This window comes from Sediminibacterium sp. (assembly GCF_051860225.1).
Taxonomy (GTDB): Bacteria; Bacteroidota; Bacteroidia; order Chitinophagales; family Chitinophagaceae; genus Sediminibacterium.
Window position 1 is genome coordinate 610143 of the sequence record NZ_JBHYEI010000001.1, and the last position, 26589, is coordinate 636731.

27 protein-coding genes are annotated in these 26589 nt (G+C 34.6%); 12 read left to right on the forward strand and 15 right to left on the reverse strand.

The genetic code is table 11. The annotated features are described in order from the left end of the window. Positions 1–9: 9 nt before the first annotated feature. The 3 genes from ACTIEI_RS02565 to ACTIEI_RS02575 all read right to left on the reverse strand — a co-directional run bounded on the left by ACTIEI_RS02565 (position 10) and on the right by ACTIEI_RS02575 (position 2272). Positions 10–1104 carry an alkene reductase gene (locus ACTIEI_RS02565; RefSeq protein WP_439504712.1) on the reverse strand — a complete coding sequence of 365 codons (1095 nt, stop codon included), beginning with the start codon at positions 1102–1104 and terminating at the stop codon, positions 10–12. Between the two features lie 9 nt (positions 1105–1113). Beyond that, positions 1114–1599 carry a hypothetical protein gene (locus tag ACTIEI_RS02570; RefSeq protein ID WP_439504713.1) on the reverse strand — a complete coding sequence of 162 codons (486 nt, stop codon included), beginning with the start codon at positions 1597–1599 and terminating at the stop codon, positions 1114–1116. A gap of 82 nt (positions 1600–1681) precedes the next feature. After that, complete coding sequence (locus ACTIEI_RS02575) at positions 1682–2272, reverse strand: Crp/Fnr family transcriptional regulator (protein ID WP_439504714.1); 591 nt, start codon at positions 2270–2272, stop codon at positions 1682–1684. Between the two features lie 54 nt (positions 2273–2326). Between ACTIEI_RS02575 and ACTIEI_RS02580 the strand changes: the two genes are divergently transcribed. From ACTIEI_RS02580 to ACTIEI_RS02590, 3 genes are read left to right on the forward strand one after another with little or no spacing between them, the layout of a single operon-like run. Beyond that, a complete protein-coding gene (locus tag ACTIEI_RS02580) occupies positions 2327–2986 on the forward strand; it encodes a hypothetical protein (protein ID WP_439504715.1) in 660 nt (219 codons plus the stop codon). After that, positions 2983–3507, forward strand: coding sequence for a GNAT family N-acetyltransferase (locus tag ACTIEI_RS02585; RefSeq protein ID WP_439504716.1), 525 nt, complete (start codon positions 2983–2985; stop codon positions 3505–3507). Before ACTIEI_RS02580 ends, ACTIEI_RS02585 begins: the two co-directional genes overlap by 4 nt. A gap of 9 nt (positions 3508–3516) precedes the next feature. Next, positions 3517–4167, forward strand: coding sequence for a hypothetical protein (locus ACTIEI_RS02590; protein WP_439504717.1), 651 nt, complete (start codon positions 3517–3519; stop codon positions 4165–4167). Here ACTIEI_RS02590 and ACTIEI_RS02595 read toward each other — a convergent pair. Beyond that, a complete protein-coding gene (locus ACTIEI_RS02595; RefSeq protein ID WP_439504718.1) occupies positions 4164–4910 on the reverse strand; it encodes an acyl-CoA desaturase in 747 nt (248 codons plus the stop codon). The genes ACTIEI_RS02590 and ACTIEI_RS02595 overlap by 4 nt on opposite strands. 143 nt (positions 4911–5053) lie before the next feature. Beyond that, the gene (locus ACTIEI_RS02600; protein WP_439504719.1) at positions 5054–5668 is read right to left on the reverse strand and encodes an acyltransferase; all 615 of its coding nucleotides are present in this window, start codon (positions 5666–5668) and stop codon (positions 5054–5056) included. 162 nt (positions 5669–5830) lie between these two features. Here ACTIEI_RS02600 and ACTIEI_RS02605 point away from each other — a divergent pair, with 162 nt between their 5' ends. Genes ACTIEI_RS02605 through ACTIEI_RS02615 form a run of 3 tightly spaced genes read left to right on the forward strand, consistent with a single transcriptional unit; the run spans position 5831 to position 11616 of the window. Continuing rightward, a complete protein-coding gene (locus ACTIEI_RS02605; protein ID WP_439504720.1) occupies positions 5831–6985 on the forward strand; it encodes an efflux RND transporter periplasmic adaptor subunit in 1155 nt (384 codons plus the stop codon). Positions 6986–6992: 7 nt separating this feature from the next. Further along, positions 6993–10169 carry an efflux RND transporter permease subunit gene (locus ACTIEI_RS02610; RefSeq protein ID WP_439504721.1) on the forward strand — a complete coding sequence of 1059 codons (3177 nt, stop codon included), beginning with the start codon at positions 6993–6995 and terminating at the stop codon, positions 10167–10169. A gap of 10 nt (positions 10170–10179) precedes the next feature. Then, positions 10180–11616: a TolC family protein gene (locus ACTIEI_RS02615; protein WP_439504722.1), complete on the forward strand. Its 1437-nt coding sequence runs from the start codon at positions 10180–10182 to the stop codon at positions 11614–11616. On the opposite strand, the gene ACTIEI_RS02620 is transcribed toward ACTIEI_RS02615, so the two are convergent. Next, positions 11613–12257 carry a LuxR C-terminal-related transcriptional regulator gene (locus ACTIEI_RS02620; RefSeq protein ID WP_439504723.1) on the reverse strand — a complete coding sequence of 215 codons (645 nt, stop codon included), beginning with the start codon at positions 12255–12257 and terminating at the stop codon, positions 11613–11615. The genes ACTIEI_RS02615 and ACTIEI_RS02620 overlap by 4 nt on opposite strands. Before the next feature lie 107 nt (positions 12258–12364). On the opposite strand from ACTIEI_RS02620, the gene ACTIEI_RS02625 reads away from it, so the two are divergent. After that, a complete protein-coding gene (locus ACTIEI_RS02625) occupies positions 12365–13141 on the forward strand; it encodes a 3-keto-disaccharide hydrolase (protein WP_439504724.1) in 777 nt (258 codons plus the stop codon). A gap of 2 nt (positions 13142–13143) precedes the next feature. On the opposite strand, the gene ACTIEI_RS02630 is transcribed toward ACTIEI_RS02625, so the two are convergent. Then, the gene (locus ACTIEI_RS02630) at positions 13144–14115 is read right to left on the reverse strand and encodes a YheT family hydrolase (protein WP_439504725.1); all 972 of its coding nucleotides are present in this window, start codon (positions 14113–14115) and stop codon (positions 13144–13146) included. 54 nt (positions 14116–14169) lie between these two features. On the opposite strand from ACTIEI_RS02630, the gene corA reads away from it, so the two are divergent. Further along, positions 14170–15267: a magnesium/cobalt transporter CorA gene (gene corA, locus ACTIEI_RS02635; protein WP_439504726.1), complete on the forward strand. Its 1098-nt coding sequence runs from the start codon at positions 14170–14172 to the stop codon at positions 15265–15267. 3 nt (positions 15268–15270) lie between these two features. Here corA and ACTIEI_RS02640 read toward each other — a convergent pair whose 3' ends face one another. The 3 genes from ACTIEI_RS02640 to ACTIEI_RS02650 are packed head-to-tail and all read right to left on the reverse strand — an operon-like array spanning position 15271 to position 18381. After that, positions 15271–16788: an ATP-binding protein gene (locus ACTIEI_RS02640; RefSeq protein ID WP_439504727.1), complete on the reverse strand. Its 1518-nt coding sequence runs from the start codon at positions 16786–16788 to the stop codon at positions 15271–15273. Between the two features lie 13 nt (positions 16789–16801). Further along, positions 16802–17944 carry an FIST signal transduction protein gene (locus ACTIEI_RS02645; RefSeq protein ID WP_439504728.1) on the reverse strand — a complete coding sequence of 381 codons (1143 nt, stop codon included), beginning with the start codon at positions 17942–17944 and terminating at the stop codon, positions 16802–16804. Between the two features lie 38 nt (positions 17945–17982). Beyond that, positions 17983–18381 carry a MerC domain-containing protein gene (locus ACTIEI_RS02650; protein ID WP_439504729.1) on the reverse strand — a complete coding sequence of 133 codons (399 nt, stop codon included), beginning with the start codon at positions 18379–18381 and terminating at the stop codon, positions 17983–17985. Between the two features lie 81 nt (positions 18382–18462). Here ACTIEI_RS02650 and ACTIEI_RS02655 point away from each other — a divergent pair, with 81 nt between their 5' ends. Genes ACTIEI_RS02655 through ACTIEI_RS02665 form a run of 3 tightly spaced genes read left to right on the forward strand, consistent with a single transcriptional unit; the run spans position 18463 to position 20518 of the window. Continuing rightward, positions 18463–19119 (forward strand): SCO family protein, encoded by a 657-nt coding sequence (locus tag ACTIEI_RS02655; RefSeq protein ID WP_439504730.1) that lies wholly within the window; start codon positions 18463–18465, stop codon positions 19117–19119. 8 nt (positions 19120–19127) lie between these two features. Beyond that, the gene (locus ACTIEI_RS02660; protein WP_439504731.1) at positions 19128–19547 is read left to right on the forward strand and encodes a Fur family transcriptional regulator; all 420 of its coding nucleotides are present in this window, start codon (positions 19128–19130) and stop codon (positions 19545–19547) included. Next, positions 19544–20518: an NAD-dependent epimerase/dehydratase family protein gene (locus ACTIEI_RS02665; RefSeq protein ID WP_439504732.1), complete on the forward strand. Its 975-nt coding sequence runs from the start codon at positions 19544–19546 to the stop codon at positions 20516–20518. The genes ACTIEI_RS02660 and ACTIEI_RS02665 overlap by 4 nt, the downstream gene beginning before the upstream one ends. Here ACTIEI_RS02665 and ACTIEI_RS02670 read toward each other — a convergent pair. Then, entirely contained in the window at positions 20513–21460 is a 948-nt protein-coding gene (locus ACTIEI_RS02670; RefSeq protein ID WP_439504733.1) for a UDP-3-O-(3-hydroxymyristoyl)glucosamine N-acyltransferase, read from the reverse strand. The genes ACTIEI_RS02665 and ACTIEI_RS02670 overlap by 6 nt on opposite strands. A 438-nt stretch (positions 21461–21898) precedes the next feature. On the opposite strand from ACTIEI_RS02670, the gene lysS reads away from it, so the two are divergent. Next, positions 21899–23425, forward strand: a complete 1527-nt coding sequence (lysS, locus tag ACTIEI_RS02675; RefSeq protein WP_439504734.1) for a lysine--tRNA ligase — start codon at positions 21899–21901, stop codon at positions 23423–23425. Positions 23426–23519: 94 nt separating this feature from the next. On the opposite strand, the gene gmk is transcribed toward lysS, so the two are convergent. From gmk to ACTIEI_RS02695, 4 genes are read right to left on the reverse strand one after another with little or no spacing between them, the layout of a single operon-like run. Further along, positions 23520–24095 carry a guanylate kinase gene (gene gmk, locus ACTIEI_RS02680; RefSeq protein ID WP_439504735.1) on the reverse strand — a complete coding sequence of 192 codons (576 nt, stop codon included), beginning with the start codon at positions 24093–24095 and terminating at the stop codon, positions 23520–23522. Positions 24096–24121: 26 nt separating this feature from the next. Next, positions 24122–24544, reverse strand: coding sequence for a hypothetical protein (locus ACTIEI_RS02685; RefSeq protein WP_439504736.1), 423 nt, complete (start codon positions 24542–24544; stop codon positions 24122–24124). Between the two features lie 27 nt (positions 24545–24571). Continuing rightward, positions 24572–25006: a hypothetical protein gene (locus ACTIEI_RS02690; protein ID WP_439504737.1), complete on the reverse strand. Its 435-nt coding sequence runs from the start codon at positions 25004–25006 to the stop codon at positions 24572–24574. 17 nt (positions 25007–25023) lie between these two features. Beyond that, positions 25024–26463 (reverse strand): glycoside hydrolase family 19 protein, encoded by a 1440-nt coding sequence (locus tag ACTIEI_RS02695; protein ID WP_439504738.1) that lies wholly within the window; start codon positions 26461–26463, stop codon positions 25024–25026. Between the last annotated feature and the right edge of the window lie 126 nt (positions 26464–26589).

A 26589-nucleotide genomic window follows, 5' to 3' on the forward strand; every position in this document is an offset into this window, starting at 1 on the left:
AAGTTAATTTTAAGCTGTATAAAATGGATAATCGGTATACCCTTTTTCACCTGGAGTATAAAATGTTTGTTGATCAACTTCATTTAAAGGGGCGTCTAGTTGATATCTGTTTACCAAATCAGGATTGGCAATAAATGGAACTCCAAAAGCCACTAAATTGGCATCTCCTGCTTCTATAACTTGCGTTGCTGTTTCTTTATTAAATCCTCTATTAATAATAAGTGTTCCTTTATATATAGGTCTGTAATGCTTAGCAACTTCAGCAACTGCAAATGGTAAATGGTCTACTGGAATAAAAGGTTCTGTTAAATGTAGATATGCCAATCCATAATCATTTAATCTGTTTACAATATAATCGTGTGTAGGTATGGTAGTTTCGTCCATAGTGATTCCAAATAAACCATTTAAACTTGGGCTTAGTCTAAGACCCACTTTACTATAATCAATTACACCCTTAAATGCATCTAGAATATCGAACAAAATTCTTGCACGGTTTTCTATATTTCCACCATATTCATCAGTTCTATGATTAGCGGTGGCATTAAAAAATTGCTGTAACAAATAACCATTGGCTCCATGAATTTCTACTCCATCAAAGCCTGCCTTGATAGCATTTGCTGCTGCGTTTTTAAAATCTTCAACAGTTTGCTTAATATCCTCAATAGTCATTTCCTTTGGAGTAACCGTATCGGTAAATCCATTTTTGGTGTATGACTTTTCGTTTGGATTGATTGCTGATGGTGCAAGCGGCAATAAACCATTGTGAAAATCTGGGTGAGAAATTCTTCCTACATGCCATAACTGTATAAAAATTTTACCTCCCTTTTCATGTACTGCTTTGGTTACGGACTTCCAGCCTTCTACTTGTTCTTCGGTATAAATACCTGGAACATTAATATAGCCTACTCCTGCAGTACTTACTGGAGCCCCTTCTGTTACGATTAGCCCTGCTGTTGCTCTTTGTGCATAATAAGTAGCCATCAACTGATTGGGAACTCCTGCTGCATTGTCTGCTCTGCTTCTTGTCATGGGCGCCATGACCATTTTATTGTTTAATTCCAATCCTGCCAATTGATATGGCGTAAATAATACTGAACTATTCATATTGTTATTTTATATAAGTGATTTTTTAAAAAGAGGTTTTAATCCGCACATAAGGACTATTTCGCCTGTTATTGATAAAGAATTTTCATCCTTTCCCTCAACTATTGCTGTAGTGTTGGCCCAATCTACTGCAATGAACTTTGAATAAGGTAACATAGGATGTAGAGTAGCCGAATCTAAATGGGCTTTCTTTATTTGTATTACCGTTTTACAAGTAGTTACTTCTACTATTTTTGAAGCAATGGATGCTTGTTCAGCTGCTTCATTTGCAGCAATAATGATGGTATCTGCCTCCCATGAAGCATCTTTACTACATACAACCAATTCTATTTGGGCTTTTGGGTGATGCTCAGTAACTAATTGTTTTAATTGATATAACTTTTCTTCTGATTGATCCATCAATAATAATGGATAATTTCCAGCAATTTTATTTGCAATCAATTCACCAATTTCTGAATTAGCCCCTAAAATAGCTATGGTATTACTGTATTGCATTAATTAATTAATTGAAATGCAAAATTAACCGTACTATTCTTTTTTTAACTTGAGAAAGGATAAGAAAACCACTTGATCTAAATCAAGTTTTTGGATTATTCTTGTTTAGTTTATTCTTTATTCTACTGAGTGTTTCTGGTGTGATGCCTAAATAGGAGGCCACCAACTGTTGAGGTATTCTTTTAATGAGCTCAGGATTCGTTGCAGATAAATGAATAAATTTTTCTTCTGCAGAATTGGAGATAGAACTAATCAGCCTCCTTTCTTTTGAAATAATATTATTCTGAAAAAGTATTCTAAAATACCTTTCCATTACAGGTACTTTTAGTAACATTTCTTCAAAATCTGGTTTACTTATCAATAGCAACTCAGCGTCTTCAATAGCATCTATATGATAAGTTGATGGTTCAATTGACAAAAAACTCAACATATCGGCCATCCACCATCCTTCCCAGGCAAAATGGATCATATGCTCAATTCCTTTGTCGTCCACATTATATGACCGTAATAGCCCTTTCTCTACAAATGCCAAATGCCTACAAATATTTCCCTCTTGAAGCAAGTATTGCTTTTTTCTGATTTTCTTAGGCGAAAAAAATGTTTTAACAAGCTTTTGCTCTGCTTCGGAAAGCAACACTTTATCTTTAACTTGAGAGAAGAATACTTCGAACATTACTGCAAAATTACATTAATTGGTTATCATTTAATTTTAAACGAACAATTGAATATGAAAAAGAAACGCTGGAGCATTTTAGCTTTTTGTATGATTTCAATCATGGCTGTAAATGCGCAAAAATGGTCTCCCGAAGAGCAACTAGAGTTATTTGGCTATTGCGAAAAAGGAATATTAATGAAAGAATTAGGTATTTCTGAAGAGACCGCTAATAAAATTGGTCAAATAAATTATTGGGCCACTTTACAAAAACTTAAAATAGAAGCAAATACCAACGACACATTTGCAACCGCTAACGAAGTAAACCAAGAAGTACTCAAAAAATATAAAGCCTTATCCATAACAGGGGATAAAGCTAAAGGTCTAATTAGCAGAATGAGTTTACCTGGCTGTGCTATTACCCAGCTAAGATTCAATAAAAATTATGACACAGTTACAAAAGTTCAGTTGGTAGCTGCTTACAAAACTAAGTTCAGAAAAAAAATCATTGATCAGTTAGGCGTAAATGGCAGACAAGCAGATATGATTATTGAGGCTGAAGCCTGGAAACAAAAAGAAGCATTAGTGGTGGCTCAAATAGCTGAGACTGATTTTAATAGAATTAGAAAAACGGTTCAATTAAATAAAGAGTTTGATAAAAAGTTAATCTTGATTGATTTAACTGAACAACAAAAAAATCAAGCAGTTGAATTCTTTATTCAAAATCAATTATGAGTAATTATACTTTAGAGAAAATCAGTTTAGCCGATGTTACTCAATTACAACAAATCAGTCGTAAGACTTTCAAGGAAACATTTAGCGAGCACAACACCAAAGAAGACCTGAATAAATATTTAAACGAACAGCTTTCTATTGAGCGCTTATCAGAAGAGTTGAATAATCCACATTCTGCATTTTATTTTGCTTGTGAAAATAAAAAGGTAATTGGTTATTTAAAATTAAATTGGTCTACTGCGCAAACCGAATACTTGGATGAACAAGCGTTTGAAATTGAAAGAATTTATGTGCTAAAAGAATATTTGGGAAAAGGGGTTGGTCAATTTTTATTAGAAAATGCCATTATAATTGGGAAAGAAAAAAAACCATCATATATCTGGCTTGGTGTTTGGGAAATGAATACTAGGGCCATTCGGTTTTATGAAAAGAATGGATTTATTGTATTTAGTAGTCACTTATTTAAACTAGGAAATGATATTCAAACAGATTTATTAATGAAATTAACCATCACCGATTAATTCTATTTTATGAAAACGATTTACCTTATTGCTACTTTTTTATTTAGCTTATCTGTACAAGCTCAACAAAATTTAAAAGGGGCTTACCAATCAAAAGCAGACAATGAAGTCATCATCTGTTTAATAGACGGTTATTTTGTTGAAACAAAATTCAATTCTAATAACAAAGTATTTAACTATACATGGGGTGGCCCATTTGTGAAAGAAGGGAATAAATTGGTTATTACCATTCATTTTGACTCCAGAGATAAGGCTGCAGTTGGTAAAACAAAAGAGATTGTATTTGGAGAAAAACACCAAACCTTAATAGATAAAGGTGAAAATCTTTTAGCTGGAAACTGGCGTATTAGCGGAAGAAAAGTAGGAGATCAAATAACAGAAAACCCACTTAGGGCTAGACGCACTTATAAGCTATTAACTGGAACTCGATTTCAATGGATGGCAATCAATATTGAAACTGGGGAGTTTTCTGGCACAGGTGGCGGAACTTATCAATTCATCAACGGCAAATACACTGAGTATATAGAATTCTTTAGTCGTGACTCATCTAGAGTAGGAGCATCACTCAGCTTTACTGGTAAAGTTGAGAATGGTCAATGGCATCATAGTGGCCTCAGTTCTAAAGGGGATCCGATCTACGAAATATGGACTAAAAATTAGTTTTTCACTTTAATCGGAACTAGCTTAATCATTCCTAACCAATTAAAAACTTTAATAATTGGATAACATGGATCAATTTCCCACCATTTAGCTGCAAAATTTGGTCTTGCTCCTGCATGGTGATGATTATTTTGAAACAATTCTCCCAACATTAAGAAATCGATAATCAGTGTATTTTTTGAATGGTCTTTTTCCTGAGGAAAATTTCTATAGCCATATTTATGTCCTGCCCAGTTTACTACAGCACCTTGTATAGGTCCTATCAAAAAATGAATAGGTAAGAATAAATACATCCACCATTCTGTTGCAAAGAAATAATAGAATGTTACATAGCCCAGCGCAAAAAATATTCTAGTAAACCAACTGTCAGCAATTTTATCTATGATTGGATAAACAGGAAAGTTCTTATCAAACTTTGGCTCAACTGGCATAGTACCTTTTAAAACACCATGGTAAACTTTTTTAGTATGCCACATCATGGTGAACACTTCTTTAAAAAAATGTGGTGTATGCGGATCCTTTTCTGTATCACTATATGCATGGTGCATTCTATGTAAAATAGCATAGGCCCTAGCATTTAAATAGGAAGTGCCTTGAGTTACCCATGTATAGATATACCAGAATTTCTCCCAGAATTTATTCATGGTAAACATTTTATGCGCAGAATAACGATGTAAATAAAATGTTTGTCCAAAAAGAGAAAGATACCAATGTAAGACTAAGAAAATAATAATGGCAGCCATAGAATCAAAAGGATTTCGTTGAATTGAGTGCAAAGATTATGCATTTACGCAAATAAAAAGTTTTTGTTGATTGCTGAGAAATGAATGATTGGCTGAAATTGCACAGCAGCATATCAAACAATAAAAAAAGATATATAAAGACACTATGGTTTTTCCCAAAGTTTTGTTATTGAATTATATTGTTTTAAAACCTTAGCAGGATTTCCACCTACGATGGTATATGGGGGAACATTTTTTGTAACAACTGAGCCACCTGCAACAATGGAATGTTTGCCGATTGTAACACCTGCTACTACCACTGAGTTAGCTCCAATCCAACAATCATCTTCTATAACAATCGGGGCCGTTGTCTCTTTTTGATTCTTAATGGGTACATCAGGATCAGCATAGCCATGGTTTAATCCTGATAATACAATGTTTTGAGCCATGATTGTATTATCACCAATCCTAACTGGACCGATGACCGTATTACTTAATCCTAAATGAGCATTTTCTCCTATAAATACATCGCCCACCATATTATTGATACAACAGAAGTCTTCAATTACCGCTTTTTTACCTAAAGAAAACATATTCCACGGTGCTAAATCGAGTCTTGCATAACTTCTAATTACTGCCTTTCTAGAAACTTTATGTTTAAAGGGATTAACAAACAAACGCACCCATAATCTACAACCAGGTGAGGTTTCAGACACCATCAACCAGTATACCCATTTTTTTAAACGAGGATTCGATTTGATTTTTTGCACTATGCCCATACCATAAATGTATAATTGGTAGCCCTTTAAACCAATTTTAATTTAAATCCTTGTTAATTCTCATTTTTCACCGAACCATTTTGACGATAACCCGCTTCTATAAAAGGAGACATTAAAAAAACATTAAAACAGTATATTTGCCGCTTATTTAACTTAAAAGTTATGAAAATCAACCTTTTCACCCAAAATACTTCATTTTTATCCCTCTTGATTGTAGCCAGTTTAGGGCTTTTCGCGTGCGAGAACAAAGAAAATGCAGGCACTGCTGAGTTAATTCCTTCACTTCCTGTAGTAGAAGTTGTACAGAAAGACACGATTTTGCAGACGGATTATGTTGCAGATATACAGGCGGTGAAAAATGTAGAAGTGAGGGCAAGGGTACAGGGATTCTTAGAAAAGATTTTTGTTGATGAAGGTCATGAGGTTAAGAAAGGACAACCCATGTTCCAAATAAACGATTTGGAGTATAAAACAGAATTGGCCAAAGCTAAGGCAGCTGTTTCCAGTGCTATGGCAGAAGCAAAAGCAGCAGAGCTTGAATTAGGAAGAACCAAAATTTTAGTAGAGAAAAATGTAATTGCAAAAACAGAATATGAATTAGCAGTTTCGAAGGTAAACGCTGCAAAAGCTAAAATTGATGAGGCATTATCAGCACAAACCAGTGCGGAAACGAAATTATCTTATACATTCATTCGTGCTCCATTTGATGGCATCATCGACCGAATTCCGTTGAAAATGGGTAGTTTAATTGATCCAGGTGCTTTATTGACCACAATTTCAGACGTCCATAACGTTTTTGCCTATTTCAATATATCGGAGAACGAATATCTGCAATACAGAAAATCTGTAATAAAAGGGCTAAAGGAAGATAGGCCTGTAAACCTATTATTAGCTGATGGAACGCAATATGGATATTCTGGAAAAATCGAAACCAGTGATGGTGAGTTTAATGAAAATACAGGTGCTATTGCATTTAGAGCTCGCTTCCCGAATCCTAATAAATTGCTTAAACACGGGGCTTCGGGTAAAGCAAGGCTGACCACAGCAGTAGATAATGCAATCATCATTCCCCAAAAAGCAACTTTTGAAATTCAAGACAAAACTTTTGTTTTTATTGTAGATAAGGACAATATAATTCAGACACGCGCTTTTAAGCCAGGTAGACGGGTTGCTCAATATTATATTGTTGAAGCAGGATTAAAGCCAGGTGAAAATATTGTTTATGAAGGGGTTCAAAGTATTCGTCAGGGTGCTAAAATTAAACCCGTAAAAATGAATCTAGACAGTCTTATGCAAACAGCATTAACCATCAACTAAATCGATCATGCTAGAAACTTTTATAAAAAGGCCTGTACTTTCATTAGTAATATCTATTATTATCACTTTATTGGGAGTACTTTCTTTATTTACTTTACCCATTACCCAATTTCCTGATATTGTTCCACCATCTGTAACAGTAACCGCAAAATATACGGGTGCGAATGCAGAAGTATGTGCGAAAGCAGTTGCAACCCCTTTGGAAAGAGCCATCAATGGGGTACCAGGTATGACTTATATGTCATCTGTATCTAGTAACAACGGAATTACCCTTATCACGGTTGCATTTAAAGTAGGAATCGACCCTGACGTTGCTGCAGTAAGTGTTCAAAACCGGGTTAGTACAGTATTAGATGAGCTTCCAGAAGAAGTAATTAAAGCTGGTGTTACTACAGAGAAAGACGTGAACAGCATGTTGCTTTACTTAAATGTAATGAGTGAAGACACAGCAGCTGACGAGCAGTTCATTTACAACTTTGCAGATATTAATATATTACAAGAGTTAAAGCGGATAGATGGGGTTGGATTTGCTGAAATCATGGGGCAAAAAGAATATTCCATGCGTGTTTGGTTAAAGCCTGACAGAATGTTGGCATATAATGTTTCTGCACAGGATGTCATAAATGCATTACGCAATCAAAACGTTGAAGCGGCTCCTGGAAAAACAGGAGAAAGCTCTGGTAAAACACCTCAGAGCTTGCAATATATTCTTCGTTACACTGGGAAATTTTTTGAACCTAACCAGTATAAAAATGTGATAGTAAAATCTGAAAACAATGGATCAATATTATACTTAAAAGATATTGCTGATGTTGAGTTTGGTGCGATGACTTATAGTATGATTTCCAAAACAGATGGTAAACCATCTGCCTCTATCATGTTAAAACAAAGACCTGGTTCTAATGCAAAAGATGTTATTACCAAGGTAAAAGCAAGAATGGCTGAGCTAAAAGAATCTTCATTTCCTCCAGGCATGAAGTACAATTTTGCTTATGATGTTTCTCGATTCTTAGATGCTTCTATTAAAGAAGTAATAAAAACCTTGATTGAAGCTTTTATACTCGTATTCATTATTGTTTTTATTTTCTTACAAGATTTTAGGTCTACGTTGATTCCTGCATTAGCAGTACCAGTTGCCTTAATTGGAACATTGGCATTTATGCAAGTAATGGGCTTCTCCATTAATTTATTGACGCTTTTTGCATTGGTGTTAGCCATTGGAATTGTGGTGGATAATGCGATTGTAGTAGTAGAAGCGGTGCACGTTAAAATGGAAGAACAACATCTCAGCGCTATGGACGCAACCCTTGCTGCAATTAAAGAAATTGCAAGTGCAGTCGTTGCCATTACTTTGGTAATGTCTGCGGTATTTATTCCAGTTGCATTTCTTTCAGGACCAGCTGGTGTATTCTATAGACAGTTTTCGCTTACCCTTGCTGTTTCAATCGTGATTTCGGGTATTAATGCATTAACCTTAACCCCTGCCCTCTGCGCCTTACTGATAAAAAATACACATGGGCAACCAAAAAGGAAAAATTTATTAGGAAGATTCTTTTCTTCTTTTAATAAAGGCTATTCTGCTACCGAAAATAAATACATGAATTTAGTTAGTTGGATTAGTGCAAGAAAAATAGTCACTATTTCACTTTTGGTTGTATTTTTTGTTGGTACTGCTGGTGTAAATAGTATTTTACCAGGAGGCTTTATTCCTACTGAAGACCAAGGTATTATTTATGTAAATGTTTCTGCTCCAGCTGGTGCAACAGTAGAGAGAACAGAGAACGTATTGGTACAGTTAGAAAAAGTTATAAAAGATATTCCTTCAGTTGAAAACGTAACTACATTAAGTGGTTATAGTTTAATTACTGAAGCAGCAGGAGCATCCTATGGTATGATGATGATAAATTTGAAGCCATGGAAAGAAAGAGAAGAAACCGTTGCTGAATTAATTCCAATCCTAAAAGAAAAGACTAATAAAATTAAGGATGCGAATATTGAATTCATGCCGCCTCCTACAGTACCAGGTTTTGGTAATACGAGTGGTTTTGAATTAAGGGTGATTGATAAAACGGGTTCCGGAGATTTACAACAAACAGCTAATGTAACTAATCAGTTAATTGAAGACATAAAAGCTGCTGGGGTGGTTGGTGCTGCTTATACTGGGTTTGATCCAAGCTTCCCGCAATATATGATTCATATTGATTATGATATGGCGGCTAAAAAAGGAGTAACAGTAGATAATGCTATGACCGATTTACAAACATTGATTGGTAGCTATTATGCAACCAATTTTATACGATTTGGTCAAATGTATAAAGTAATGGTACAGGCTTATCCTAATTATAGAGCAAAGCCAAATGACTTAATGAATATGTATGTGAAGAATGATCGAGGTGAAATGGTTTCATATGGTACTTTTATTAGACTAGAAAGGGTTTACGGGCCAGAACAACTAACTAGGTATAATATGTATACGGCTGCCATGGTGAATGGAGATGCAGGTACAGGTTTTAGTAGTGGTGAAGCCATTAAATCAGTAGAAAAAATTGCAAAAGAAAAATTACCTAGAGGGTATAGTTATGAATGGTCTGGAATTACCAGAGACCAAGTTGCATCAAGCGGTCAAGCTGCTTCCATTTTTGTTGTGTGTTTGCTATTTGTTTATTTAATTCTGGCAGCGCAATATGAAAGCTTTTTAATGCCATTTGCGGTTATTCTTTCTTTGCCCACTGGTATTTTCGGTGCATTTGTTGCATTAAAAGTACTAGGTCTTGAAAACAATATTTATGCGCAAGTTGCACTAGTAATGCTGATTGGTTTGTTAGGGAAAAATGCCATTTTAATTGTAGAATTTGCTATGTTGAGAAGAAGTCAAGGCTTTACCATTTTAGAGGCAGCAAAAGAAGGAGCTGTTTCAAGATTAAGGCCTATCCTAATGACTTCCTTCGCATTTATTGCAGGATTAATTCCTTTGGTAATAGCTACAGGAGCAGGTGCAATAGGAAACCGTTCTATCGGTACCGCCTCTGCAGGAGGTATGTTATTCGGAACCATTTTTGGGGTTATCATTATTCCTGGTCTTTATGTGATTTTTGCACAATTATCAGAAAGAATGTCAAAGAAAAAGTCAACTACAGCAGTGGTTTCCATAGCAGAACATCCAGAACAATTATCTGACAGATAGATAAAAAAATATGAAAAATTATCGTTTAGTTTTAGGATTTGGTATGATTATTTCACTCGCAATGTCTTGTGCAATGCCCAAACAAGTGAGTGTAAATAAAGCAGAAGTATTACCGCCTAGTTTTCAAAAATCTTTAGATAGCAATAGTATTGCCATTCTTCCTACGAAACTTTTTTTTCCTGACAAGGCATTACAACTATTAATAGATACTGCTATTCATTACAATGCAGATATTAGAATTGCGGTACAAAGAATTGCTGCAGCAAGAGCTGGCGTAGGAATTGCACAAGGTCTTACCAAACCAGGTTTAGATGCAGTTGTTTCAACAGGGGTAGACAAGTTTGGAGATTATACCATGAATGGTTTGGGAAATTACGATATGAACTTATCCCCTAATATTAGAAAGGATCAGCAGATTCCATTGAATATGCCAGATCTTTTTGTAGGATTTAGAAGTAGTTGGGAAGCAGATATTTGGGGGAAGTTGTCTAACCAAAAAAAAGCAGCTTACAGTAAATTCCTTGCTACAGAACAAGCCAGACAGTGGGTTACCACGCAACTAGTTGCACAAGTTGCCAACTTATACTATGAATTATTGGCCTTAGATAAGGAGTTAGAAATTTTAAAAAATAATATTACGCTTCAAGAGAATGCTGTAGAAATAGTAAAAATTCAAAAACAAGGTGGAAGAGCAACCGAGCTAGCTGTTCAACAGTTTACAGCACAATTATTGGGTACAAAAAGTATGTTGAATGTAATTCAACAAAGAATTACGCAAACAGAAAATATGCTTAGTGCAATTTCTGGTAAATATGATCTGTCCATAAAAAGAGGAACACCTATTACTGAATTGGCGATTCCTGAAGAAATACAAATAGGTATTCCAGCTCAATTATTAGTGAATAGGCCTGATATTAGAGAGGCAGAATTACTACTTGAAGCTGCTGGTGCAGAATTAGAAGCCAGTCGAAAAGCTTTTTTACCATCCCTTAATATAAGTGCTTATACTGCCTTAAATAGTTTTAAAAGTTCTGTTCTATTTAGTCCTCAATCGCTCACTTATGGATTATTGAGTGGACTAGTTACTCCTGTGTTGAGTAAAAATATGTTGAAAGGAAACTATCAATTAGCTACAGCAGCCCAGCAACAAGCTTTTGAAACTTATAGAAAGCATATTATTTACGCATATCACGAAGTACAAACCGAATTGAGTGGAATTGAACAATACAAAAAAATCTACCAGCTAAAAGTCCAGGAAACTAAAGGATTACAAGCGGCTGTTGCGGCATCCAAAGACTTGTATATAGGCGGCTCTGCAACATATCTTGAAGTAATTACTGCACAAAGAGGGGTTCTTGAAGCCGAACTAGAACAAATCAATAGCAAACGAAGTGTATTCCTTTACATAATAGACCTTTATAGATCTTTAGGTGGGGGATGGAATTAGGTTCTTTGATAAATTCCATTGAGTAATGCATAAGTAATAATACCAGCGCTACATTTGGCCCCTACTTTTAACATGATTCTTGTTCTATGCCCTTCTACTGTTCTTTTACTTAAATGCAATTCATTGGCAATTTCTTTACTGGTGCGCTCGTTACAAATACGTTCAATAATTTGTAACTCACGTTCAGTAAAGCTTGCCATAATTTTATGGGGTAGTTGATAATTTTTTGAAACTATATTGGTTAAACAAACAGAACTTATTTTACAAAAAAACGGCTTCTGTAAATAAGCAGTTTCAATTGCTTCTACAATTTCTGATGGTTCAGCATGCTTAGAAACAAAGCCCATTGCGCCCACATCTAATAAATGAAGAATGGTTTCATTATTAATAATATAAGAAAGCAAAACAATACTCGTATTAGGTGCAGCTTTTAATATTGATTTAGCTACACTTGGCGTGTCTTCTTCTAAATCAATCAAAACCACATCAGGACCATATTTCACAATATCTTCCGACCAACTTTCCTTATATTGATCATTTCCAACCAAGGATAAAGAGTCATAAGATTTCAACACTGTTTTTAATCCAACTTTATACATCAGTTGATTGTCTGCAATGAAAACTTTAATAGAACCTTTCATAAATTCTTTTTTAAAATGAATGAATAATTTTCTAAATTCTAATTAAAGCATTAGAAACAATATCGTAGAAATACTAAACTTTTACGTTTTTTCACGATATTACAACTATGAAACAATTGCTTTTAACCACCATCATTAGTGGCTTTGTAGCTACCGGCAGCTTTGCTCAACAGAAACCCAATATGGACAGCTTAGTAAAAGAATCTAAAAAAACAGAAGTTTGGGAGCCTGTTCCTACTGTAGTTACACCAGGAAAGTTAGCCAGTGACGCTCCCTCCGATGCAATTATTCTTTTTAATGGAAAAAATACCAACGCTTTTCAAAAAGAAGGCGGTGGACCAGTGGGATGGAAAATTGATGCACAAGGAATACTCAATGTGGTGAAGGGTTCTGGCAATATTGAAACTAAAGAAAAGTTTGGTAGTTGTCAGTTGCATATAGAGTGGAGAACACCTGCAGCGATTGCTGGTGCTGGTCAAAGTAGAGGAAATAGCGGCATTTTCTTAATGGGTAAATACGAGTTACAAGTATTGGATTCTTATAATAATCCAACTTATTCAAACGGTCAGGCGGGTAGCATTTATAAACAATTTATTCCGCTTGTAAATGCTTCAAAAAAACCAGGTGAGTGGCAGAGTTATGATATTGTATTTAATGCTCCTCAATTTTTTTCAGATGGAAAATTGCAACAGCCCGCAACTATAACTGTTTTTCATAACGGGGTTTTGGTGCAAAACAATATTACTATTCAAGGTGGCACAGAGTGGATTGGAGCTGCCTCATACAAAAAGCATGCAGACAAAGAATCTTTGGTTATTCAAGACCACGGAATGGATGGTGGAAATCCGGTAAGCTTTAGAAATATTTGGATAAGGCCACTTTAACTTTATAGCTCAGCAAACGCAAATGCCAAAGACCTTTCCTCTGCCCATGTAGATAGCTGTCCTTTCACCATAAAGCCGCAGTGTCCTCCTTGATCGGTTATTTCTAGAAACAAATATGGATTTTGTTCAGCAACTTCTATGGGCATGCAGTTAGGTAATAAAAAAGGATCATTCTTTGCTTGTACAACCAAGGATGGAACTTTTATTTGATGAAGTAATGGTCCTACACTGGCTTTTTCGTAAAAGTCTAATGCATTATTATAACCATGTAAAGGAGCGGTATAACGGTTATCAAATTCAATAAATGTTTTTATTTGGTCATAGTTGGTAGCATCAATTTGGCCTGGAAATAATGTTGCTTTCAATTTAATTTTTTCTCCAAGCTTGCGCAAAAATCGTTTTAAATAAATTTTGTTTTCCTTTGTAGAAAGTGCGTCCACACTCCCTTTTAGGCTACATGGAACTGAAAATCCTATTGCTTTTTTTACCTGAGCGGGTACCCATTCAGGATGCTCTGCAATTGCACGGAATGTTAAACTTCCCCCCATACTAAAACCTATCAAAATGATTTCTTGATAATCATATTGCGCTATTGCATATTGAATTACACTCCTTAAATCGTTGGCATCTCCATGATGATAAAAACGAACCAATCGATTCATTTCTCCACTACAACTTCTACAATTCCAACCCAACGCATCATAACCACTTGCCGCAAAAATCTTTGCCATGCCTGTAACATAATGCCTGGTAGAGTCTCCTTCTAATCCATGTGTAATGATGACCAACTTATCAGCTGACTTTTTTTCTACAGACCAATCTAGGTCTACAAAATCTCCGTCAGGCAATTCCAATCTTTCCCTTCTTGCATAGTTAAATGGAACTTTTCGTAAAATGCTGGGATAAATACTTTGCAAATGTCCATTAAACTGAAGAAGCGGGGTTTTAAATGGAGTGGGGCTTAAAATAGGCATTGGCTAAATTGTATGCAAATGTATTAAATACCTCATTTTATTTATCTTCAATATATGACAGGCTCCCAATATTTGAAGTTCCTAAACCCCTTGGCATTATTTAATACCAAGCGAACAAGGGATATATTTAAAGTAAATCCTACACTTCCTCCTGAAAGAAAAGAAGCAGACCATATAGTGGTTAAAGTATTTGATTACAACCCTTCTACTTTAAATGAATTCACTTATGATGCCATTGAAACTTGTAATCAATTCAATAATAATGGTAATATCAGTTGGATAAATATTGATGGAATACGCAAAAAAGAAGTTGAATCTTTATGTAATCATTTTGGGATACACTATTTGATTGCTGAGGATATTTTAAGCGTAGGACAAAGACCAAAAATGGATGAGATAAATCCTGTGCTCTATTGTCTCTTAAATATGCTTTATTTTAATGACCAAACTGGTACAGTTGAAACTGAGCAGATCAGTATTTTATTGGGTATTGATTTTGTAATCAGCTATCAGGAGGATGCTAGCCGTGATGTATTTGATTCAGTTAGAGAAAAACTAAGAATAGCCGATTCAAAGCTCAGGCTAAGTGGTGCTGACTATTTATGCTATGCAATGATTGATATGATTGTAGATAATTATTATGTGGTCATGGACAAAATAGGTGATCGAATTGAAATGCTTGAAGAGCGAATTATTAGGAGTAGTAATAAACGTTCTTTAGCCGAAATAAATGCACTTAGAAAAGAATTAATCGTTTTAAAACGAAATGTTGGGCCTGTTAGAGATATCATTAATGGATTTGTTAGAACAGACAGTAACTTACTAGAGGAAAGAACCAGAAAATATTTCAAGGACATTTATGACCATATCGTACAAGCCAATGACTTAGTAGAAAGCCATCGAGATATGATGATCAACTTACACGACTTATATGTAAGTAATGTAAACCTAAAGTTGAATGAGGTAATGAAAGTAATGACTATAGTAACTTGCTTACTTGCTCCAGCTACTGTAATAGGGGGTATTTTTGGAATGAACTTCGATGTTATTCCTTATGCACATGAGAAAAATGGATTTTTTATTGCCACTACTTTAATGATTCTTGTTCCTATAGTAATGGTTTTTATTTTTAGAAAAAGAGGATGGTTCTAAATATTAATCCTTGTTATTAATATTTTCAGCAATAATGTTATATAAAGTGGTGGGATTGAACGGTTTTGATAAACAACCATTCATTCCAATTTGTATTGCTTTTGCCTCTATGTCTGTAGTAATAACTGAAGCGGTTAAGGCAATAATGGGGATTTCTCTATCTAATTTTCTAATATTTACTGTGGCGGTGTACCCATCCATTACAGGCATCTGGATGTCCATTAAAATTAAATCGTAATGATTTTGCTTTACTTTTTCTACAGCAATTGCCCCATTTTCTGCTAAATCTACTTCAGCATTCCAATTGCGTAACATGCGTTGAGCTACCATAACATTAAACTCAACATCTTCCACTAGCAATATTTTTTTATTAGCTAAGTCTGGTTTATTCTCGTTGCCACTTTGCTTAGTTTCTTCCCTTATTTCGGTAGTGCTCTTTTTAAACTTAAGCGTAAAGTAAAATTTAGATCCCACACCTAACTCGCTGTCAATATATATTTCACTTCCTTGAAGTTGTAATAATCTTCTAATGATAGTCAACCCTAAACCGGATCCTCCGAACTCTCTTGTAATATTATTATTTGCTTGTGTAAACCTTTCAAAAATTAAATGTTGCTTTTCTTTCGGTATACCAATACCGGTGTCTTCAATGGAGAACATTAAATCTACATCATTCCTATTATTCGCTTTTAATTCAACACGAATAGTGATGGTACCGTCTTTTGTAAACTTTACCGCATTAGAAATAAGGTTATTTAAAATTTGTCCAAGTCTTACATCATCGCATACTAAGAATTCAGGAATATCATCGTCGTAGGTAATTTTGATCCGATTACGCTTCTCTTCTGCTTTAACCTGATTAGCCATTTTTATATTTTTGAGAAAGTGTAATACATTAATATTCCTCTCTGCAAAAATAATTTTACCTTCCTCTAGCTTACTAAAGTCTAATACATCATTAATCAAGCTAAGTAAATTTTCAGAAGAAATTTCCATTACATTCAATAGTTCTCTTTGATCTGGTGCCAAATCTTGATATTGCAATAACATAATTGTCCCAATTATTGCATTGAGTGGTGTTCGAATTTCATGGCTCATCACAGACAAAAATTCACTCTTTGCCAAAGCTGCCTTTTCTGCAACTTCTTTAGCATTGATTAAATCTTGTTCTAGCTGCTTTGTTTTAAGAATTTGTTCTTCTAAGAAGGAAATAATATCAATAAGGTCGTCATTATCCTCTGCAAACTGTTGAGGTGCAGAAGGATCCAATGCGCGTATCGCTTGCTTTAGCTTTGATATAGATTGCTTTCTTATATCGTTCTGTTCTTGTAAATCCTTTGTTGCTCTCTGGTATTCTTGCTCACTTACTTCAAAGGCATGTTCAGTTATTTTCCTATCTCTGTCAAATGAAGAATAACTATTGTTAATGGCTTTTAAGAGATTAACAATAGCAGGATTAGTCTCTTCTGCTGGAGAAAGAAACTGTGAAACTTGTTTCTGTAGTAAGCTATGATAAGACATTAAGCGAAATCAATTAAAATTCTGTAAATGTAGTAATAGTCATGGTTTGATTATGTAATTCACAATTTGAACCAGGATTGAAAGGCGATAATTCACCGTAAGAATAAAAACCTGTAATGGCAGTTTGATTTCCAAATATTTCTTGAGCTGCTTGTACTTCCTCAGAAGTTCGATCTTGAAGTATTAATTTTCTTCCAACACAACTTATTAGAATGGCTAAATTAGCATTATGTTCTGCATGCATTGAAGCTGTATTGGTTGCAGCAATTGATGATCCATTAATTACTTTCTCAAAATTTACTTTCATTAATCTTAGCTTACTACCTTCTGGCATATTGCCAGCAAATATCATCGAACCATCATCTTCGTTTACATTTAAAATAGTCCTTACTAAATTTTTATCTGCGTCATTAGTTCTTAGCGAAATCGGAAAGAGTAGCGCAGATCCTGGCAACTCATCAACATATGGACCTAAGTATTCTTTGTATAAATCCAATGCCTTTTTACCATCGATTTCATACAATATATTTTTAGTTGAGCGAGTGATTACTCTTTCTTTACCGAACTCATCCCATCCCCCAAATGAACTATGGCCTACCAATAAATTAGATCCATAAAAACCTACAGCAACAACCGTTCCTTCCTTAGCAATTGTATTTAAACCCACTTGTGTTTTTGCAAAACGAGCTGCATCTCCGGCTAGTCCGCCTGTAATAGGAATATTAGTTGTATTTAATTCATTGAAACCTGCTACTAAATCAGAGCCATTTACAAAAGAACCTTCAGAAATAACTAACACAGAAACTAAATCATCCTGTTTAAGAAGACCCATTAACGTCTTACCCGTTTCAAAACTATTTACATTTTTGTTGATTTCTAGCGAAACAGACTTTATACTTGCTTTTTCAAAGTAAATTGCTGTTACCACAGCAGAGTCATCATATACTTCATTGTGCAATATTTCGCCTGCAGTTGAGCAACTAACAATATCTGCATGGGGAAACTTTGATTTTATTTGGATAAACAAATCTTGATTCGTTACTAATTCTCCTGAGCCAAAAACAAGCACTAACTGTGTTTTTTCAGCTGGAAAATCGGGAGCCATATTTTCCATTATCCATTTACCTGAACCAAATTGAAGTTGGGCAGTTTTCATTAGACTAAATCTTTACATTTAAAGATAGCCTTTTTCAATTAATGTGCACAATCATCCTTGTGTGCATGGTCATGTTTTCTACAAAGTCTAAAATTGATATAATGTGCTATTACAATAAAGCCCAAAGAGGGAATAAGTAGGATTAACTCTAAATCGTGAAAATTTACCTTAATAAATAAAAATAATATGCCTGCAGAAAATAATCCAATTGGCCACCAACTATGGTGATGCTTTTTAAATCCATGGTACAATGCATATATTCCAACTACAAATGCCAATACAATCATGAAATATTCGAACCGAATATTCTCAATAATATTGACCCCAAATAAGGGTAAGCTACTCAAAAATAAGGGCAATAAGGCGCAATGAATAGCACAAGCTATGGATGTAGCAATACCCAATGCGTCCCAATTGATTTTCATTTTCATTTTCATTAGCACAAAATTACAACAATGCAACTTTGTTGCAAAATATTTGTTGAAAACATATCTTACCTTTACACATTAATTTAAACTATGAGCAAGAGAGTATTGGTTTATTTAGGGTTTTTTGCGGTTTTGCTTGGAGGATTTTATTTTTTCCTTTTTAGAGGAACGGATAAGTGGAAAAGAAAGTTATCGGTAATTAGCTATGTCAAACCATTTCAATTTACTACCCAAGAAGGCTTGCCGTTTAATGATAGGGATATGTTGGGTAAGGTAACAGTGGTAGAATATTTTTTCACCAGCTGTAAAGGCATTTGTCCTAAGATGAATAATAATATGAAGGGGATTTATGAAACTTTTAAATCGGAACCCGACTTTATGATTTTGGCGCATACTTGCGATCCGGAAACCGATTCAGTTCCCAGACTAAAGCGCTATTCAGATTCATTAAAAATTGATAGCAGAAAATGGGTGATGGTAACAGGGAGAAAAGACAGTCTATATCAAATTGCAAGAAGTGCCTATTTACTAGATGATCCTAAAAATACAGTTGACAAAATTGAAGATCAGTTTATTCATACTCAATTCTTTGCATTGGTAGATAAGGATGGAAAAGTTCGTTCACAAATTTATGATGGACTTAAAAAAGAAGAGATAGAAAAACTAAAACAAGACATTAAAGAATTACTTCAAGAAAGATCTGCTAATAGCAATTTTGTAAATGGTATTTTTAATAATAATCCTTAGTATCATTAATGCAAGCTAAAATAACAGACATATTAAGAAAACACCAGCTTAGCATAACAGAAGCTAGAAAAAAGATTCTTTCTTTATTCTGGGAAACAGGCAATGCATTGGCACATGGTGATATTGAACAAAAAAGCAGCGATGAGTTCGATAGAGTCACCATTTATAGAACACTACAAACTTTTGTTGAAAAAGGAATCATTCATACAATTCCCACGTCAGATAATTCAGTTCGCTATGCACTATGCAAAGATGAATGTGCAGCAGGGCATCATCATGATGACCATGTACATTTTATTTGCGACGATTGTGGCACTACTTATTGTATTGATGAAATAAGTGTTCCAAAAGTGAAGCTACCAAAGGGTTTTAAAGCTGCTCAAACCGATTTGGTTATCAGCGGAACTTGTAATAAATGTGAGCAATGATATTAGTTACCGGCGCTTCTGGCCTTGTTGGCTCTCACTTGCTGCAACAGCTTATTCAAACTGGTCATTCAGTAAAAGCTTTGTACAGAAATAACATACCCGTGATTGATAATGTCACCGGCGTAGAGTGGGTTAAAGGTGATATATTGGATGTGGTAGCACTAGAAGAATCGATGGACCAGGTTGATCAAGTATACCATTGTGCAGCAGTAGTGTCTTTTAATCCCGCAAAAAAAGCGGCTATGCAGCATACCAATATTGAGGGAACAGCCAATGTGGTGAATGCTTGTATTAATAAAGGTGTTAAACGCTTACTTTTTGTAAGTTCGGTTGCTGCACTAGGAAGAATTAGAGAAGATAAGCCAATAGACGAGACCATGAACTGGACACCTGAAACTAGTAATAGTGAATATGGTAAAACTAAATACTTATCAGAAATGGAAGTATGGAGAGGGATGAGTGAAGGCCTTTCAGTGGTGGTGGTAAATCCGGTAATTATTTTAGGTAATGGAGATTGGGAAAGTGGGTCATCAGGTATTTTTAAATCTGCTTATAATGAATTCCCTTGGTACACAGAGGGCATGAGTGGTTTTGTAGATGTGAAGGATGTAGTGAAAGCAATGATACTGTTAATGAATAGTGCTATTAATGGTGAACGATTTATTTTGAGCGGACATAATGCAAACTATAAAGATGTTTTTGGGTTGATTGCAACTGCCTTTCATAAAAAGCCTCCGCATAAAAAAGTAACCCCTTTATTGGCTGCAATAGTTTGGCGATTAGAAGCCATCAAAGCTTTTTTTAGTGGGAAAGACCCATTATTAACAAAGGAAACAGCTAAAACCGCTCGCGCAAAAGTAAGCTTCAATAATGCAAAATTATTAACGGCCTTCCCCAACTTTACTTACACCCCTTTATCTGAATCAATTACTAGAATTTGTGGTGAATTGAAGCAGAAATACCAATTATGATTCCATTACTTTTTTCCATAATTCAGGAATACGCTTTATCCAAACCAGTTCTCTTCTTTTAAGGGAAGCATCTTCTGCAGGGTAACCAAAATAAGTTTTTCCACCAACTAATGAAGAAGGAACACCGCTTTGTGCTAGCACCACTGCATTTGCACCAATGGTTAGTGTTTTACTTACACCCACCTGACCCCAGAGGGTTACACCATCTTCTATAATCGTACCACCAGCAATTCCTACTTGAGCAGCAAACAAACAATTTTTTCCTACTGTAACATCATGACCAATATGAACCATATTGTCAATTTTTGTTCCTTGCCCAATTCTAGTTTCCGCAGTTACGCCACGATCAATCATACATCCTGTTCCAATTTCCACATCATCTTCAATCACTACATTACCACAGCTCAACATTTTTTTATACCAAACAGGTCTATTTTTTTTAGTGTTATAATAAAAAGCATCACCTCCTATTACCGATCCAGATTGTATAATTACATTATCTCCAATTTGGGTGTTTGCATGGACGGTAACATTGGGATGAATGATAGAATTTTTTCCAATCACAACATTTTTTCCAATAAATACATTGGGCATGATGATTGAATTTTCTCCTAGTTGTAAACTAGAATCAATGGATTCTTTTGCTGGAATGAAAGGACTAAAATGTTGAACAATTTTTAAGTAGGCTTCAAAGGGATCAGCAACAATAAAAATTGTTTTGCCCGATGGAATAGTTACTTCTGCAGTATTGATAATTATAAAATCTGCAGCACTATTTAAACAGGTATCATAATATTTTGGATGGTCAACAAATACCAAATCGCCTTTCTCTACTTTATGAATTTCATTAATGCCTAAAATGGAAGCATTGGTATTTCCTGCTACTGTTGCATTTATAAAAGTGGACATCCAAGAAACGGATACTGGTGATGGAAACTTCATTTAGCTTAATTTATTGGTGAATAAAGGTAATATGAAGTGCTTTCTTGAAAATTTTTTTTTGACAAGCGTATCCAAAACTTGATTGAAAAAACAGATTTTCTGATTCATAATTTGACTGAGTAAATAATGCAAGAAATAAAACTCATAACGCGGAAACCTTTTATTCATCATTGTTTCAGCGAATTAAAAAAATGATTCAGCATTTCAAATACAAATTTATTTGATGCGAATCCTATTAATTTGATATGAGAAAAAACTGCTGAATTCACATTTGAAACTAAAATGTTAATAAAATTGTTTAAAAAAATTTTTGAATAAGTTAAAAGTCTTTTTAATATTGTGTAGGGAAATGCGTTTCCCTGTACTTACTAACCCATCCATATACAAGGTCTCGCTTCTGCGAGACTTTTGTTTTGTACTAATTACAACATTGAATTTATGAGCGAAGTACATTTTTCCGAGCAGGAAATGATTAGAAGAGAGAAACTTGCAAAATTGCAAGCAGCAGGTATTGATCCGTTTCCTGCACCATTGTATCCGGTGAATAGTTTTTCTACAGACATTAAGAATAATTATACCGAAGAAACCAAAGATCAGTTTACCAATCTTTGTGTAGCAGGTAGAATTATGAGCATCAATGATAAAGGAAAAGTTTTCTTTATCAAGATTCAAGACAGCAAGGGAATCATTCAATTGTATGTTAAGCGCGATGATATTTGTCCGGAAGAAGACAAATCATTTTGGGACAATGTGGTTAAACATGGTTTAGATTTAGGCGATATTATTGGTTGTACTGGTTATGCATTTGTTACAAAAACAGGAGAGACTTCTGTTCATGCACAAACCATCACATTACTCACTAAATCATTAAAGCCATTACCGGTTGTTAAGCGAGACGAAGAAGGAAATATTTTTGATGCAGTAACGGATCCAGAATTCCGTTACCGTCAACGCTATGCAGATTTAATCATCAACCCAGATGTTAAAGACACTTTTGTAAAGCGAACAAAAATCATCAATACTATTCGTGAATACTTAAACGCGCAAGGTGCTATTGAAGTAGATACTCCGGTTTTACAAGCCATTCCTGGTGGAGCTGCTGCACGTCCATTTATTACCCATCACAATGCCTTGGATGTACCTTTTTATTTGAGAATTGCGAATGAATTGTATTTGAAGCGTTTAATTGTAGGTGGATTTGATTGGGTGTACGAGTTTAGCCGCAACTTTAGAAACGAGGGCATGGACAGAACACATAATCCTGAGTTTACCGTTTTAGAGTGGTATACTGCTTATAAAGACTATATCTGGATGATGGAAATTACCGAACAATTGTTCGAGAAAATTGCATTGACCATTCATGGTACCACCGATGTGCAACTAGGAGATAAAATCGTCAGCTTTAAAGCCCCTTTTAAAAGAATAAGCATTCACGATGCCATTAAAGAGAATACTGGTATTGATGTAAGTGAAATGGATGAAGCTGGCTTAAGAGATGTTTGTAAGCAATTAAAGATTGACGTGCCGCCTACCATTGGTAAAGGAAAATTGATTGATGAAATTTTTGGGGCAACCAGTGAGCACACTTATGTTCAACCAACTTTCATTATAGACTATCCAGTTGAAATGAGCCCGCTTACTAAGAAGCACAGAAGCAAGCCTGGTTTGGTAGAACGCTTTGAATTAATGGTCAACGGAAAAGAGTTGGCCAATGCATATACCGAATTAAACGATCCAATTGACCAGCGCGAACGTTTTGAAGAGCAGATTAAATTAATGGAAAGAGGAGACGACGAAGCCATGTTTATTGATTATGACTTTTTGAGAGCATTGGAATATGGCATGCCACCTACATCAGGAATAGGTATAGGAATTGATCGCTTATGTATGATGATGACCAACCAAGCTTCTATTCAAGACGTACTCTTGTTCCCTCAAATGCGACCCGAAAAGTTTGAAGATTAGTCTACAAATAAATCAGGATACATAAATTGAAAATACCTTCTTTGGCAAGCACTTCTTCGTCAATGAAGGTATTTTCTTTATGGGCTATAGCTGCTTACCAACCGAGGAATTCTTTGATTACTTGTTCTGTTTCTGCGCAGGCCTTTTCTAGATTATCATTCAAGATATTTTTATGAAAATGATTCCTGAAAGAGAGTTCGTAACTGGCTTTATTCACTCTATTAGCAAGGCTCTCAGAAGTTTCTGTTCCCCTGCTCTCTAATCGCTTTTTTAACTCTGCAACAGAAGGCGGTTCAATAAATATTGACAAGCATCGATTCGGAAACTGGTCTTGTAAGTGAATGGCGCCCTTTACGTCGATGTCTAAAATGGGTGTCTTTCCTAAGTTCCAAATCCGCTCTAGCTCTGCTTTTAACGTGCCGTAATAACTTCCTTCGTAGACCATTTCCCATTCTACAAATGCGTTCTCCTCAATTTTATGTTTGAACTCCTCTTCAGAAATAAAATGATAATGCACCCCATCTTTTTCTTCGCCCCTTGGTTTTCTGGTTGCAGCAGATATGGATAAACTCAAAGCAGGATATTTCTGCAATAAGAGTCGAGTAATGGAAGTTTTGCCTGAACCAGATGGGGCGGCTATGATGATGATTTTACGACTATCGGATGCCATTCAATGGTATTTTCTACAAAAAACGGCTATTTATTTGGGATTTTTTGTACAACTTTTCTTCTAAATAAAGCTGGTTCAGGCATCATATACTCTGTGATACTTAAAGTTCGAGTGCTTACCCCGTTTATTTCATAACAAGTAATTTCCTTTGTTTCAAGATTATTCAACTGCAAATAACTTATTGATTGATCATTAAGATTTACTTTAGAAATTTTTCCGCAATAAGAATTAGCAGAAGTTACCTTATAAGCGTATTTAGATATCAATTGTTTATCCATATATTCTTTGCATAAAGAATCTTTATCAAAAATAAAAGTCCAATCTGCTTCAGTTGAAATCCACGTACCGACTATTAATTTTCGTTCAGAGTTTATAGTTTGAGAATGAAGACTCCCACTAAATATTATAAATACTAATGCAAGGAGAAATAATCTTTTAAAAATAATCATATTTTTTATTTAAAGATAAAAGATAATCTATTTAAAAAAAATAGAAAGTTCTGCTGTGCCTACCTTTGTAAGAGATAATAATTCACCGACACCATTTATTTCATAACAATATGTTGAACCATCAGAATTAACTAACTGCAAATAACTAGTTTCCTGCTCTTGATCTACTAATACAGAAATACCACATTGCGGTGTGGTGTTTGAAATATTATAATTAAAAGTGTCAGTCACTAAAGATCCATAATACTCAATACAAGTGCCATCATTTTTAAACTCAAGTTTATAATTAGCATCATCTTCAGATGTCCATGTTGCAATAATATTAGTTTGCTCATCTACTAAATGTTGTGGTGCTTGAGGAGAAAAAAAATACTCTAGACCTCTGTACTTAGTATACCCAATAGAAAATATTAGGGTAAACGCTATTAACAACACAGATGCAATTACTTTTTTAATTTTCATGTTATTTATTGTATTATTTATTGACAGAATATATATATCTTGGTTTTATTGTAATAGCTTTTTCTTTCGTTTATGCCATTCAATTTTCCATTTACTAATCTTGTTACTTGTTCTACAGGAGTATTCGAATTAATTGAAATTTTAGATGAAACTCTTGTTTTAAAATACCACAAAGCAGAAATTACACTTAAGGGATCATTACTTACTAAGACCTCTGGGTGATTTAGTAAATCAAGGTTAGAAGAAAAATTTGAATTATAATAATCTTGAAAATTTTGATAGTTATCTTTAAATGTTAATTGAAAAATACCTCGACCTCTGTACCGAAAACCATCTCCAGATGCTTCGCTTCCATTTCCGTATCGATTTCTGTAAACCAAGTTTGCTAATCGTTCAGAGTTATGTAAATAATTGTATGGATTTTTTTTAAATGGATTAATAAACGAAAAATGTTTCGGATAAATATTAGCTAAACGAGTTGCAGAAGAATAATTTAGACTTTCTGCCCTTTGTAACGAACTAAATCCGCCAGTTTCAGTTGCAGCTTGAGCCAAAAAATGACGAAGTTTATGTTCATTATCTATACCAAACTTACCACCATACTCATTGATTAGATTAGCTAAAGCATTCAAAGAAGCATTGCTACCAGCAGGAAATGCACTTTTTAAGGCCTCTTTAGAAGTAGGGCACGGCGATTTGGGAGGGATGGAAGGATTTGAAGATCCGCCAGAATATCCATCTCCTCCTCCACTTGAAGGAGGCCATGAGTCAGATCCTCCTGAACCAGAAAAGCAGAATGTAGTTGCAATATCACCAATATATCTCCAACCACACTCAATATTATAATCGCCGGACGAGCTCGTTCCAAGACTAATACAAGAATAAGAATATTGGCTTTCGGTTGTACTATAACATACAGATTCAGGATCATAAACAGATGTTCGTTTTATTTGTTGCTTTTCCTGAGTAATTGAACTGTTAGATATTATTTGGCTTTCAAGAATTTTACGTTTCATTATTTTTTTTGTTGCAAAATCCGTAAACCAAACATCTAAGGTTTTTCCATCAAAAGAATGATAACTTTCAATGCACCCTTTTCTTGCACTATCTGAAAAAAATAATGTAGTATTTGGTATTGTATATTTAATGACTGACTCTAATGTGTCATTAATAGTTCTGAATACAACACTAAACTGAATTTGATCTGAAATTGAATTATTTGAATTTTGAATACGTTTATCTCTTTCTTTATTCAGTTCCGATACGAAGTTTACCTCAGTATAAACAACATTGTTATTCACAAATTTTTTAGCAGTTGACCAATCTAAAATTACTTGTTGCCTAACATTGTCCTTTGTATAAAATAAAAGTATTCCATCTTTATAATTCTTTCCATTCACTTTAAGCCATGACTTTTCATTAATGAATGTTTCTTGTTGCAAAAGTGTGTTTTTCATACAAGATGATATACACAATACAATAGTTAGAATTAAAACTGATTTAGGGAACCATTTAGAAATCATTTTTGAGAATTTGTTTATTTAAATACGAAAGTATTAGGGTCAAACATTTTCACATATATT